Consider the following 13,161-nt stretch of genomic DNA (forward strand, 5'->3'; position numbering starts at 1 on the left):
ATCCTCTCCCTGCCCCGTCAGAGGCTCTGCGGTTCTGTAACCTGGGAATGGATCGACCTGATCTCATCGGCAACCAGCTGCTGCAGCCGCCAAAGGTTGCGGTCGTGAATGCCGAAATCCTCCAGATGCGAGACCGTGTTGTAGAGATATTCGGCGCCTGATCCGAAATGTCCGCACGCCCGGGCGAGGACACCTGCGACCTCATCCAGCGGCAGGCGGGAACGGATGCGCTCGCCGGTCGCCCCCACCCAGAACCCCAAGGCCCGGCATGGGCCGCTTTCGGATTTGACCGATATCCAACGGACGGCATCGATGTTTTCGACGGCGCTGACCTCGCGGCGCAGCATGCGTTCGATCTGCACCGCCCGGTCATGATCCGGCAGCCGGTAAATGACGCCATCGCAGCGGCCGCCGCGCTCCAGCGCCATCATTAATCCGGGCTGATCATGCGAGCCGCGCCAGCGGTTGATGTGCAGGCAGAAGGAGCGGTGCCAGCCGAAGGCCGTTGCCCGCTGCCGGTCGATCGCCTCGAATTCCGGCTTCCAGATCAGCGATCCATAGGCAAACACCCAGAGCGGTTCGCCATGGCTTTCGCGCTCCAGCGCCACGGCGAGATCGCGATATTGCGCGTCGCTGATCGCGGTCCAGCGTCCATCCGGGCCGGGATCGGTGATGTCGCGATGGCAGAGCGCCACCATATCCGGTGTCAGGGACATTTTTCGCGGTTGGGGCATCGATATCTCGTCTCGGCAGGCAGTGTCGGAAGAAGCATGTGGGGCCTGCTTGCCCAAACTGCCAGAGCCAACTCATCAGTCAAGCGATTCGACCGCCACCCGATATCTGCCTTTTCCCGGGACGCCGTCGCCGTTAGAGCCTCCAGAGTTCGTATGCCGGCTTGACCGCTTGCGAGACGCGCGCATTTCCGGACGTGGTTACGCCGGCCGGTAAATCTGCGCCACCGAGCCTCCCGGAAAGGCTGTTGAACTGATCAGCTTGAGGCGCCTTGACGGAGAGACTCCGGAGAAGATCGGCATGCCGTTGCCCAGCACGACCGGATGCACCAGCAAGACGTATTGATCGATCAGATCCTCGGCGATGAGGCTGCGCGCAAAGCTGGCGCCACCATGGGCGATAATCGGCAGGCCATCTCCCGCCTTCAGACCGGCGATTTCGCCGGCCAGATCGCCGCTGGCGACATAGGTCTCACTCCAGCTTTCAGCGCCGGGCTGAAGCGCTCCGGATGGCGCGTGTCCGGCATTGCTTTCGTCTAGAATTGCGAGCCTTCGTTTCGAAAACACGGCTTTGGGGATCTGGTTCATCGGCGACGCAAACACGCCGGTGGCGGTCGGCCAATAGGCGGCCATATCGTGAAAAGTACGGCTGCCCATGATGTGCAGGCTGGCTTTCGACACAGCCGCCACACTCCAAGCAACGGCCTCCGGGTCGCCGCTGAACATCCATTCGACTTCGCCCGCAGGCCCGGCGACAAATCCATCAAGCGACATGGACATTTTCAGGATCAATTCTCTCATTGCTTCGTCCTCGCATTCGCCAGCAAGGCAGTTCCCTTAATCCATCTTTGCGGCAAGAAAATCGATGAAGGCGCGGATACGGGCGGCCAGATGCTCGTGGCCTGCAAAAACCGCATGGACCTGCTCCGGTTCATGCGGATTGTAGTCCGTCAGCACCTCGACCAGCCTGCCGCCGTCGATATCCGGGTCGACATCGAATTTGCCGATGCGGGCGATACCAAGGCCGGTCAGGCACAGATTGCGGGCGATCGAACCGCTCGACGCCTGGACATTGCCGGGCGCCGGCCGGGTGTAAAGCGTTTTACTTTCGGGATCGCGAAACAGCCATTCGCCCGGATTGCGGCCAAAGGTGAAGGTGATGCAATTGTGGGTGACGAGATCATCCGGCCGTTGCGGCGTGCCATGCCGGGCCAGATAATCCGGCGTCGCCACCGTAATCCGGCGACTGTCGAGGAGTTTTCGCGCTTTCAGGCTGGAGTCGCGCATCGGCCCGACCCGGATGGCAATATCGGTGCGCTCCTCGATCAGGTCGATGACGCCATCCGTGAAGGACAATTCGAGACGGACTTCCGGATAGAGCGCCAGGAACTCACCGGCCAAGGGGATGATGTAGCGCTCGCCAAAACCGACCGTGGCGTTGACGCGCAAAAGTCCGCGCGGCGTTGCCAATCCGCCGCCCGCGACGATCTGTTCCGTCTCGGCAATATCAGCGAGGATACGCTGCGCCCGGGCGAGATAAATCTCGCCCTCCGGTGTCAAAAGCAGCGATCGGGTGGTCCGCACCAGAAGGCGGGTGCCAAGCCGGTCCTCGATGCGGGTCACCAGCTTGCTGACGGCCGAGGGGGACAGCTTCAGCCGCCGTCCGGCTGCCGAAAAACTCTTCAGCTCCGCCGCCGTAACGAACACTTCCATTTCGCCTGCCCGGTTGTCCATGGCCGTATCCTGTGAATTAAATTCACAGGCATTTATCTATTCCCCTGGATTATCGCGCAAGTGGCTTTGGCCCATATTCCGCCCAACGAAACCCATGACGGCCCGGATATCCGGTGCGCCGCCACCAACACGTCCGGTCTCCCACCGGCAATAAAGGTGTTCCCATGCCTCTTGCCCTGTTTGCGCTGACGATCGCGGCCTATGCGATCGGAACCACGGAATTCGTCATTGTCGGCCTGTTGCCGACGGTTGCCACCGACCTCGGCATCACTCTGCCGCTGGCTGGCCTGATCGTCTCGATCTACGCGCTCGGCGTCACGTTTGGCGCCCCGATCCTCACTGCGTTGACCGGCCGCATCGAACGCAAGCCGCTGCTGCTCGGCCTGATGGCGCTGTTCGTTGCCGGCAATGCCATGGCGGCGCTCAGCCCGTCTTACGAAACACTGCTCGTCGCCCGCGTTCTCTCGGCCTTTGCGCATGGCGTGTTCTTCTCCGTCGGCGCCACTATTGCCGCCGATCTCGTACCGGAAAACCGCCGCGCCTCGGCCATTGCGCTGATGTTCATGGGGCTCACCGTCGCCATCGTCACCGGCGTACCGCTCGGCACCCTCATCGGCCAGACATTCGGCTGGCGCGCCACCTTCTGGGCCGTGGCCGGTCTCGGTGTCATTGCGTTTGCGGCCATCGCCGTACTTCTGCCCTCCACCCTGTCGAAGGCGGCGCCCGCCAGCCTCCTCGATCAGGTCCGCGTACTCGGATCGGGCCGCCTGCTGCTGGTGTTCGGCATGACGGCGCTCGGTTATGGCGGTACGTTCGTCACCTTCACCTTCCTGGCGCCGATGCTGCAGGACGTCACTGGTTTTGCCGCCTCCTCCGTCAGCCTTGTGCTGGTGCTCTATGGCCTGGCAATTGCCGCCGGCAACATCATCGGCGGCCGTGTCGCCGACCGCAATCCGGTGAAGGCGCTGGTCTGGCTGTTTGCCGCCCAGACGGCGGTGCTGGTGATCTTCACCTTCACCTCCATCTCGACCGTGCCTGCCCTGATCACGCTGGCCGCGCTCGGCTTCCTGTCGTTCGCCAATGTACCCGGCCTGCAGCTCTATGTCGTGCAACTGGCCAAGCAGCACCGTCCCGGCGCCGTCGATGTCGCCTCGGCGCTGAACATCGCCGCCTTCAACCTCGGCATCGCGGCCGGTGCCTGGATCGGCGGACTGGTGGTCGCCTCACCGCTCGGGCTTCAGGCAACGCCATGGGTCGGCGCGATCCTGGTCGCCGGCGCCCTGGTGCTGACCATCATCAGCGGCATGCTCGACCGCAAGCCGGAGCCGATTGCCCAGGCTGCTTGACGCAGGCAGCTTGACCAACACGGCGCACGCCACATCTATTAAGACATCATTCCAGACCCGGCCGTTCGCCGGGTCTCCTCCCTGAAAGGACATTCCCCATGCAGATAGTCAGCGCCAACGGTGCCAATATTCCCGCTCTCGGCTTCGGCACCTTCCGCATGCCCGGCCCCGATGTGCTGCGCATCGTGCCGCAGGCGATCAAGCTCGGCTTCCGCCATATCGATACGGCGCAGATCTATCGCAACGAAGCCGAAGTCGGCGAAGCAATCGAGGCATCCGGCGTTTCCCGCAGCGATATCTTCCTCACCACCAAGGTCTGGGTCGATCATTACAAGCACGCCGATTTTCTCGCCTCGGTCGATGAAAGCCTGAAGAAGCTGCGCACCGATTATGTTGATCTCCTGCTCCTGCATTGGCCCAGCAGCGGAGTGCCGCTGGCCGAACAGATCGGCGCGCTGAATGCCGTGAAGAAGGCCGGCAAGGTGAAGAATATCGGCGTCAGCAATTTCAATACCACGCTGATGGCAAAATCGGTGGAATTGAGTGAAGCGCCGCTCGCCACCAACCAGATCGAATATCATCCCTACCTCGACCAGACCAAAGTTCTGGAGGCTGCCCGCTCCACCGGCATGTCGATCACCGCCTATTATGCGATGGCCGATGGCAAGGTGCCGAACGAACCGCTTTTGAAAGACATCGGCGCAAGGCACGGCAAGACGGCGGCCCAGGTGGTGCTGCGCTGGCTTACCCAGCAGAAGGATGTAATCACGCTTTCGAAAACGGCAACGGAAAGCCGCCTGAAGGAAAATTTCGCTATTTTCGACTTCGACCTTTCCAGCGACGAGATGGCCGCGATCCACAAACTCGCCCGCCCGAACGGCCGCATCGTCAGCCCCGGTGGCCTCGCACCCGACTGGGACCGGGCGGACTGATCCAGGACGACAGCCTCCACGCACTGCGCCGGCAGCCTTGAAAAGCTGGCGCAGTGACAATCGGCTCCTCGGGCAGGCCATCTATTTCAACCCCGCTCATGTTCCGATAAGAGAGGCCAGGCCACAGCTGAGATGGCCGCGAGGGTTTCATGCAGTCATCACACGCCACCGCCGATTTCATGCCCGATTGGGCGGCCATCGTTGCCGTCATTCTTGGTGCATCGGCGTTTTCGGTGGCGCAGGGCATTACCTACCCACTGATTTCGCTGACGCTCGAAAGCCGCGGCGTGACCCCGGCGATGATCGGCTTCAATGCCGTCGGTTTTGCACTCGGCCTTGCCACATCGACGCTGATGATCGGCCAGTTGACGGCACGGCTCCGGACCGACAAGCTGATCATCATCAGCCTTGCGGGATGCTCGATGTGCCTTGCGACCTTTGCCGCGACTACCGCGCTGCCTGTCTGGTTTCTCGCCCGCTTTCTCCTCGGTTTCTTTGCCAGCCTGATCTTCATGCTGAGCGAGGCGTGGATGAACTCGGCCTGCCCCGACCGGCTGCGTGGCCGGGTTTCGGGCCTTTACGGCGCGGGTATCTGCGGCGGGTTCGCCGCCGGTCCGCTCGTCATTCCACTGATGGGAACGGAAGGTGGTTTCGGCTTCGCGTTGACGGCGGTCTATGTGGCGCTCGTCGCTTTTGCCACCGCCCTGTTGACGCTCTCTACCCGCACGACGCCGGAGGCCTCATCCACCCGTGACGTCTTCGTCTTCTTCCGCAGGGCGCCAGTGCTAATCGCCATGGTGCTTGCCTTTGGATTTTCAGACATCGCCGCGATCTCGGTGATGCCGGTCTATTTCGTCAAGACCGGCCATTCGCAGGCTTTTGCCGCACTCAGCGTCACGGTGCTGGCCTTGCCGACCGCCTTGGCCCAGCCGTTCATCGGCGTGCTGCTTGACCGGCTGCCGCGCCAGCGCGTGGCGATCGCCATGGGCGGGATCGGCGCCTTCGCCTTCCTGATCATCCCCTTCCTGACATCGCCGATTGCCATTCTGGCCGATTTTGCCTTGATCGGTGCTGCGAGCTTCTCGCTTTATACCTGCGCGCTGACGATGCTCGGCGAACAGTATCGCGGTAGCATGCTGGTGGCCGGAAGTGCTGCGTTTGCGCTTGCCTATGCGGTCGGCAGCGGCATGGGATCGGGCGCAACGGGATCGATCATGGATCTGTTCGGTGCTCACGCAGCCCCGGTCAGCGTTGGCTTGATCCTGGTGGTTTTCACGCTGTTCATGGTTTTCACGATACGGCAGAAAGCGGCATGAGCAACATCGGCTACACCTTCTTCAGTGTCCCCTGATGGAAGACCATGCGCCAATGACCATTCGTTCGGCGCCAGATCGATGATCGCAGCACATGCCGGCCCTCACCTGCCGTTTCACAGGTGAGCAGCGCGACAGTCTCAGAGAGGCGTTTCAGCTGGTAGTTTTCCGATCGTACGGATGGCCCGGCAGGCTTTGCTTCGGCGGCCAGCGCGGCAATCGTATCGGCGCGGCCATAGGCCTGACCGGAGCTGCCGATTTCGGTGAAATCCGCATCGAGCAATTCACTGGTCAAAAAAACAGAACCGCGCACCTGCGGGTCGTGGAGACGTTGCTCCAGTTGCCTCAGATGCGCGGCGAGATCGTTTTCGGACATATCGTCCATATGACTTCAGGCGATCAGACGAACTGGCTGAGGCCAGGAACCGAGGCAACGACTTCGTCGACCACGTCGGCGCCGGCTTGTTCCTTGGCATAACCGATGGTTTCCTTGGCAAGCGCGGTGATTTCGCCCATGCCGAGGCCTTGGCTCATCAGCTGCTGGCCGAGCGCCATGACGCCGCCGCCGGCGCCGACTGCGCTGAGCAAGCCACCGAGCAGACCACCACCGCCACCCGTGCCTTCGCCGTTATACTGCGCAATCAGTGCATCGGCGCCCGGAATGGCTTCGATCATCTTGGCAACCGGGCCGTCTGCCGCTTCGCGCTGCAGAAAGCCGAGCATCATGCCGATGGCCTTTTCAGCTGTTGCCGGGTCGATGCCGACATTTTCCGCAACGCGGGTGATCAGTTCGTTCATGGTGATTCTCCTCAAATATTTGACGTTAACGTCAAGGTAAATTATCTGGAATTGAAACTCAAGCGCCCTTCGGTACGGGTATCCACAGCGCGAGAACGGCAATATCGTTTCATGCCTCGGTGGCAAATACAATGCGGCCATCCAGCGCGCAAATCCCGTCTTTTGCATGGCAATCCTTCTGTTGCCGCTGACCGGTACTCCTCCTATAACAGTGTTGAGAAAACAATGTGATGAAGGCTGGCGTGCTGCCGGCTTTCATTGGCGAAACGGAGACAAGGCCCACATGCTTGAGGACGGGAAGCTCTATATCGGCACCAGCCGGAAACCGGACGACACGATCAACAAGGGCGAATATCTGGATTTCAAATTCGGCAACCGTCACGGCCTCGTGACCGGGGCCACCGGCACCGGCAAGACCGTGACGCTGCAGATTCTGGCGGAGAGCTTTTCCAATGCCGGCGTGCCTGTTTTCTGTGCTGACGTGAAAGGCGACCTGTCCGGCATCGGCGCCATCGGCGAACCGAAGGACTGGGTGACCAAGCGGGCCGAACAGATCGGCTTCACCGATTTTGCCTTCCAGGAATTCCCGGTGATCTTCTGGGATCTCTATGGTGAAAAAGGCCACCGCGTGCGCACCACCATGTCGGAGATGGGGCCTTTGCTGCTCTCCCGGCTGATGAACGCCACCGATGCCCAGGAGGGCGTTATCAACATCGCCTTCAAGATCGCCGACGAAGGCGGGCTGCCGCTCTTGGATCTCAAGGATTTCCAGGCGATGCTCAACTACATGGCCGAAAATGCCTCGGCACTTTCGGGCAAATACGGGCTGATCTCCAAGGCCTCGGTCGGCTCCATCCAGCGCGAACTGCTGATCCTCGAGCAGCAGGGCGCCAAGAATTTTTTCGGCGAACCGGCGCTCAAGGTGTCCGATATCATGCGCACCACCCGCGACGGCCGCGGCGCCATCTCGGTTCTGGCTGCCGACAAGCTGATGATGAACCCGCGCCTCTACGGCACATTCCTGCTCTGGCTGATGTCGGAACTGTTCGAGGAACTGCCCGAGATCGGCGATCCCGACAAGCCGAGACTGGTTTTCTTCTTCGACGAAGCGCATCTGCTGTTCAACGATGCACCGAAGGTTCTGCTGGAGCGCATCGAGCAGGTCGTGCGCCTGATCCGTTCCAAGGGCGTCGGCATCTATTTCGTCACCCAGAACCCGCTCGACGTGCCGGAAACCGTGCTGGCGCAGCTCGGTAACCGCATCCAGCATGCGCTGCGCGCCTATACTCCGCGCGAACAGAAGGCCGTGAAGACGGCGGCTGACACCTTCCGTCCCAACCCGGATTTCGACTGCGCCACGGTCATCACCAACCTTGGCACCGGCGAGGCTTTGGTCTCGACGCTCGAAGGCAAAGGCTCGCCATCAATGGTCGAGCGCACGCTGATCCGCCCGCCGTCGAGCCGAGCCGGCCCGCTGACCGAGGCCGAACGCGCCAACATCATGAGCATCAGTCCCGTCGCGGGCCAGTATGACAAGGATGTCGACCGGGAATCGGCCTATGAGCTTTTGGCCCAGCGCGCCGCCAAGGCAACACAGCAGGCGGAGGATACTCGGGAGACTTCGGAAGCTCCGCCGCCAGCCGCCCCCGGCGGCAGCCGCTGGACCCTGCCCGGCTTCGGCGATGACGATGCGCAGGCGCCGTCACAACCCAAGCCGAAGCCCCGCGCCGGTTATCAGCGCGAAACCGTCGCGGAAGCGGCAATGAAATCGGTTGCCCGCACCGTCGCCTCCTCACTCGGAAGGGCTTTGGTGCGCGGCATTTTGGGAAGCTTGAGGCGATAAACGCCGCATCGGCTTGGAACGCAAAACGGCGGCCCCGATGTGGCCGCCGTTTTTTATTTGTCCGATCCTGCCTCGCGTTAGGCGAGCTTGGCCGAGATTTCGGTCGAGGTGCGGAGCGCATGGCTGTAGGGGCAAACGATATGGGCTGCAGCGACGAGCTTTTCGCCGACTTCGCGATCGACGCCCGGCAGGCTGACGGAGATCGACGGGCTGATGTAGAAGCCGGTGCCGTCTTCGCGCGGACCGATGCCGACCGTTGCGGTGACCGTTGCGTCTTCCGGAATCTTGACCTTTTCCTTGCCGGCGACAAATTTCAGCGCGCCGAGGAAGCAGGCGGAATAGCCGGCTGCAAACAGCTGTTCAGGATTGGTGCCGGTCGCGCCATCGCCGCCGAGTTCCTTCGGAACGGTGAGCGTCACATCGAGAACACCGTCTTCACTGACGGCATGGCCGGCGCGGCCACCGGTTGCGGAAGCTTTGGTTGTGTAGAGAATAGGCATGTCTGTCTCCTTACTGTCTCAGCGGGTTGATGGCGGGGCAAAGTGTTGCCTGATTTTTAAATAGCGCATAATTTAATTGTACGCAATATAATTTTGCAAATTGCAAAATGGTGCACGAACTGCGAAAATGGCATTATGACCAATGATCAAGACATGCGTAAGGACGATCTGAAAGAGGGCGATGCTCTGGCGCTTGGCCAGCAGCTCTGTTTTGCCGTCTACTCGGTGGCCCATGCCTTCAACCGGACCTACAAGCCTCTGCTTGAAAAGTTCGGCCTGACCTACCCGCAATATCTGGTGCTTCTGGCGCTCTGGCAGCAGGATCGGATGACGGTAAAGGGGATAGGCGAGGAACTGGGGCTGGATTCAGGCACGCTCTCGCCGTTGCTGAAGCGGCTGGAAACCGCCGGATTCGTCAGCCGTATTCGCGATAAAGGCGACGAGCGTCAGGTGATCGTGACGCTGACCCCAAAGGGCCAGGCGCTGAAGACCGATGCTTTCGGCATCCTGACGGAAATCGGCAAGGCGACGGGATGCAGCATGGCGGAAGCCGCAGCCCTGCGGTCAGCGCTGCATGGCCTCAGCAATCATCTTGGTGAAAACCAGCAATCCTGAGACGGCAATCCGCCACCGTGCAGGATTTTCAGATCACCAGGATCGGTGCCTTGTCGCGCACGCGATCATAGAGATCGATGACATCCTGGTTGATCAGACGGACGCAGCCGGACGATACGGCCTTGCCGATCGACTGCCATTCCGGCGACCCGTGCAGGCGGTAAAGCGTGTCTTCGCCGTTCTGGAAGATATACATCGCCCGCGCGCCGAGCGGGTTGTCGAGCCCCGGCGCCATGCCACCGTTGGCAATCGAGTATTTTTCCAGATGCGGCTGACGCGCCACCATCTCGTTCGGCGGCTTCCAGCGCGGCCATTTCTGCTTCCACTGGAGGACGCCCCTGCCCGACCAGGCAAAGCCCTCGCGACCGATACCGACGCCGTAGCGCATCGCCGAGCCGTTGGAGAGGATGAGGTAAAGAAAACGCTCGCCGGTATCGACGATGATTGTGCCGGGCTTCTCGCCGAACGTGTTGTCGACCTGCTGACGGTAGAAGCGGGCATCGATCTGTTCGTAAGGCACCGCCGGGATATTGAAGCCACCATCGAATTTGGGGCCGTACATTTCGGCATAATAGGCCGATTGCAGAGGCAGGCCCGTCGGGGTCATGCCATTGCCAACCGGACCTTCCAGCTCGGCGCCGTAGCGCGGATCGGCAAAACGGCCCTCCTGGGACGGGTCGCGAAAATAGGGCGCTGTTTCGGCGCGGAAACGGTCGGTGTTCATCGAAGATGCACAGCCCGCAAGGCCAGCGGACGCGACCGCAAGCCCGGACATATTGAGGAACTGCCGGCGGGAGAGAGCTTTTGAAAGGGTCATTGAACTCTGTAATTCCGTTGACGCATATGGCGAAGACGCGGCCGGTGGCCACGCAGGCATTCTATCCCGGCAGCAAATACCGATCTCTTGCCACAAGTATGGCAATTGCGGCTGGATCGGGGCTTGCGGCCGCTCGATGCCATCACGACTGCGAGAGGAAACGCCTGCGATGCAAAAACGCCACAGGAACCCCCGCCGGGTCTACTTCGCCAACAGGGAAACAAAGGCCGCCGGAGCGACCGGGCGGCTGAAGAAATAGCCCTGAATATCGTCGCAGCCGCTGGCCGCCAGGAAATCCACCTGGTCCTGCGTTTCCACACCTTCGGCAATGACCTGCATCTGCAGCTTCTGCGCCAGCGAGATAATCGCGCCGGTAATCGCCCGGTCGTCGGCGTCACCCGGAATATCCTGGACGAAGGAGCGGTCTATCTTCAGGCGGCGGACGGGAAAGCGCTTCAGCGCACTGAGGCTGGAATATCCGGTGCCGAAATCATCGATGGCCAGATGGACGCCAAGCGCTTCCAGCTCGTGCATGGTGGCAACCGCAGAGGCGACATCCTGCATGATCAGGCTCTCGGTCAATTCCAGCTCAAGATAACAAGCCTCCAGTCCGCTCTCCTCCAGCGCTTCGGCGACCTTCGACACCCAGTTGCGCTCCTTGAACTGACGCGCGGACACATTGACGCTGACGACAATTGGCGGAAGGCCGGCATCCTGCCAGGCCTTGTTCTGCCGGCAGGCTTCGTTCAGCACCCATTCGCCGATCGGCACGATCAGGCCGGTTTCCTCGGCCAGCGGAATGAAGTCGCCCGGCGAAATCAGGCCGCGCTCGGGGTGCTGCCAGCGCAGCAGCGATTCCGCGGCAAAAACGCTGCCGGTCTTCAGGTTCATCTGCGGCTGATAGTGCAGCACGAATTCGGCGCGGACGACCGCGTCGCGCAGCTCTTCGTGACGCCGCAGGCTCTCATGCGCCTTGGCCGCCATCTGGGCGTCGAACACCTGCAAATTGTTACGGCCGACCTCCTTGGCCCGGTACATGGCGGAATCGGCATTGGCGAGCAATTCGGCCGCGATCGCACCATGTTCGGGATAACAGACGACGCCCATCGAACAACTGACCTGCAGGCTGCGCCCGGCGAGCACGACCGGCGCACCGATCGCTGCGCGGATCGCCTCCAGACGGGATAGGACCACCGCGTTTTCCGGTGGGAGACCATTGAGTAGAATGATGAACTCGTCGCCACCCACCCGCACGATCATGTCCGACTTGCGCACGCAGGACAGCATCCGCCGCGCGACCACCTGCAAAAGTTCATCCCCGGCGTGGTGGCCGAGCGTATCATTGATCAGCTTGAAATTATCCAGGTCGAGAAAGGCCAGCGCCACCCACTGGCCCGTCATGCGGGCCTGCTCCAGGGCTCTGGCGACGCGCTCATCGAACATCGCCCGGTTCGGCAAGCCGGTCAGGGCGTCGTGATGCGCCATGAACTGGATGCGCTCTTCCGATTGCTGCCGTTCAATGGCAATGCCGGCAAGATGCGCCGCCATCGAAATGAGGTCAGTCTGCTCTGCCGAAGGCGTTCCGGGTTGATGCGAATAGAGGGCGAACGTGCCGAGCACCTTCCCCTGGTAGGAGAGGATCGGCATCGACCAGCAGGACCGATATGCGAATGGCCGGACCATGTCTGCATAATCTTCCCAGAGCGGATCCGACTGGATGTCGGAGACGAACACCGCCTCGCCACGAAAAGCTGCCGTGCCGCAGGAGCCGACTTTCGGACCAATGGCGATGCCATGGATCGCGGCGCAGTAGGCATTGTCAAGCCCCGGCGCTGCGCCGGTCAAAAGATGCCGCTGGTCTGGAGACAAAAGCAGGATCGAGCCGATAATGCCGGGCAAATGCGCTTCGATCATCAGGATCAGTTCGTTGAAGAACTCGGAGAGCGGCGTGCTGGTGGCAATCAGCTCCAGAAGACGCGCCTGGCCGAGGAGAAGACGTTCTGCCCGCTTGCGATCGGTGATATCGCGCGAAATACCGACAATGCCGATGGTTTTCCCCTGCTTGTCGCGCAGCGGTACCTTCGATGTCATCAGCCAGCGCTCATCCTTGCTGACCGCATTCAGCTCCTCGATGCCGAACATCGGTTCGCCGGTTTCGATCACCCGCCGCTCGGCCTGCTCAAAATGGCGGGCATTGTCCAAAGTATGGATATCGTAGTCGGTCTTGCCGACGATCTCATGGGCTTCGCGAAACCCGTTTTCGGTAACGGTTGCCCGATTGGCTACAAGAAAGCGGCCGTCGAGATCCTTGGCATAGATGTAGTCAGGGATGTGATTCATCATCGTTTCGAGCCAGTAATGGCGATCGGCGATGTCAGGTTCGGGGCCGAACATGCGCGAGACCTCTGCCGCAAGCCGCTGGCTTGCCGCGATCAATCGCTGGGTGTCATCATTACTGGCAATTCGTGCTCCGCCGTCCCTTCGATAGCGGTCCAAACCCTTCGTCACGCAAGCCTCCAAGGACGGATGCAC

Annotated in this window: 13 protein-coding genes; 5 read left to right on the forward strand and 8 right to left on the reverse strand. The window is 61.3% G+C overall.

The window, feature by feature from the left end; all coding sequences use genetic code 11:
• Nucleotides 1-17: 17 nt before the first annotated feature.
• From ASD36_RS01720 to ASD36_RS01730, 3 genes are all read right to left on the reverse strand, one after another.
• Nucleotides 18-734 (reverse strand): gamma-glutamylcyclotransferase, encoded by a 717-nt coding sequence (locus ASD36_RS01720; protein WP_244482036.1) that lies wholly within the window; start codon nucleotides 732-734, stop codon nucleotides 18-20.
• A 198-nt stretch (nucleotides 735-932) separates the two neighbouring features.
• The gene (locus tag ASD36_RS01725) at nucleotides 933-1,532 is read right to left on the reverse strand and encodes a dihydrofolate reductase family protein (protein ID WP_060503743.1); all 600 of its coding nucleotides are present in this window, start codon (nucleotides 1,530-1,532) and stop codon (nucleotides 933-935) included.
• A 36-nt stretch (nucleotides 1,533-1,568) separates the two neighbouring features.
• Nucleotides 1,569-2,465, reverse strand: a complete 897-nt coding sequence (locus ASD36_RS01730) for a LysR family transcriptional regulator (protein WP_060503744.1) — start codon at nucleotides 2,463-2,465, stop codon at nucleotides 1,569-1,571.
• Nucleotides 2,466-2,629: 164 nt separating this feature from the next.
• Between ASD36_RS01730 and ASD36_RS01735 the strand changes: the two genes are divergently transcribed.
• The 3 genes from ASD36_RS01735 (at nucleotide 2,630) to ASD36_RS01745 (ending at nucleotide 6,059) form a co-directional block, all read left to right on the forward strand.
• Entirely contained in the window at nucleotides 2,630-3,811 is a 1,182-nt protein-coding gene (locus tag ASD36_RS01735) for an MFS transporter (RefSeq protein ID WP_060503745.1), read from the forward strand.
• 98 nt (nucleotides 3,812-3,909) lie between these two features.
• On the forward strand, nucleotides 3,910-4,743 hold the full coding sequence (locus tag ASD36_RS01740) for an aldo/keto reductase (RefSeq protein ID WP_060503746.1): 834 nt from the start codon (nucleotides 3,910-3,912) through the stop codon (nucleotides 4,741-4,743).
• 149 nt (nucleotides 4,744-4,892) lie between these two features.
• Nucleotides 4,893-6,059 (forward strand): MFS transporter, encoded by a 1,167-nt coding sequence (locus ASD36_RS01745; RefSeq protein ID WP_060503747.1) that lies wholly within the window; start codon nucleotides 4,893-4,895, stop codon nucleotides 6,057-6,059.
• Nucleotides 6,060-6,069: 10 nt separating this feature from the next.
• On the opposite strand, the gene ASD36_RS01750 is transcribed toward ASD36_RS01745, so the two are convergent.
• Together ASD36_RS01750 and ASD36_RS01755 are read right to left on the reverse strand one after the other, a co-directional pair.
• The gene (locus ASD36_RS01750) at nucleotides 6,070-6,441 is read right to left on the reverse strand and encodes a DUF4440 domain-containing protein (protein WP_060503748.1); all 372 of its coding nucleotides are present in this window, start codon (nucleotides 6,439-6,441) and stop codon (nucleotides 6,070-6,072) included.
• A gap of 14 nt (nucleotides 6,442-6,455) precedes the next feature.
• Nucleotides 6,456-6,854: a DUF2780 domain-containing protein gene (locus ASD36_RS01755; protein WP_060503749.1), complete on the reverse strand. Its 399-nt coding sequence runs from the start codon at nucleotides 6,852-6,854 to the stop codon at nucleotides 6,456-6,458.
• 283 nt (nucleotides 6,855-7,137) lie between these two features.
• On the opposite strand from ASD36_RS01755, the gene ASD36_RS01760 reads away from it, so the two are divergent.
• Nucleotides 7,138-8,697 carry a helicase HerA-like C-terminal domain-containing protein gene (locus tag ASD36_RS01760; RefSeq protein WP_060503750.1) on the forward strand — a complete coding sequence of 520 codons (1,560 nt, stop codon included), beginning with the start codon at nucleotides 7,138-7,140 and terminating at the stop codon, nucleotides 8,695-8,697.
• A 77-nt stretch (nucleotides 8,698-8,774) separates the two neighbouring features.
• On the opposite strand, the gene ASD36_RS01765 is transcribed toward ASD36_RS01760, so the two are convergent.
• Entirely contained in the window at nucleotides 8,775-9,197 is a 423-nt protein-coding gene (locus ASD36_RS01765) for an organic hydroperoxide resistance protein (protein WP_060503751.1), read from the reverse strand.
• Nucleotides 9,198-9,332: 135 nt separating this feature from the next.
• On the opposite strand from ASD36_RS01765, the gene ASD36_RS01770 reads away from it, so the two are divergent.
• Nucleotides 9,333-9,812 carry a MarR family transcriptional regulator gene (locus ASD36_RS01770; protein WP_060508692.1) on the forward strand — a complete coding sequence of 160 codons (480 nt, stop codon included), beginning with the start codon at nucleotides 9,333-9,335 and terminating at the stop codon, nucleotides 9,810-9,812.
• Between the two features lie 28 nt (nucleotides 9,813-9,840).
• Here the strand turns inward: ASD36_RS01770 and ASD36_RS01775 are convergent, their stop codons facing one another.
• Together ASD36_RS01775 and ASD36_RS01780 are read right to left on the reverse strand one after the other, a co-directional pair.
• Nucleotides 9,841-10,629 (reverse strand): L,D-transpeptidase family protein, encoded by a 789-nt coding sequence (locus ASD36_RS01775; RefSeq protein WP_060503753.1) that lies wholly within the window; start codon nucleotides 10,627-10,629, stop codon nucleotides 9,841-9,843.
• 201 nt (nucleotides 10,630-10,830) lie between these two features.
• Nucleotides 10,831-13,023, reverse strand: coding sequence for an EAL domain-containing protein (locus tag ASD36_RS01780; RefSeq protein WP_082512074.1), 2,193 nt, complete (start codon nucleotides 13,021-13,023; stop codon nucleotides 10,831-10,833).
• Nucleotides 13,024-13,161 lie beyond the last annotated feature (138 nt).

The sequence above is a fragment of the Rhizobium sp. Root1334 genome (assembly GCF_001426665.1).
GTDB lineage: Bacteria > Pseudomonadota > Alphaproteobacteria > Rhizobiales > Rhizobiaceae > Pararhizobium.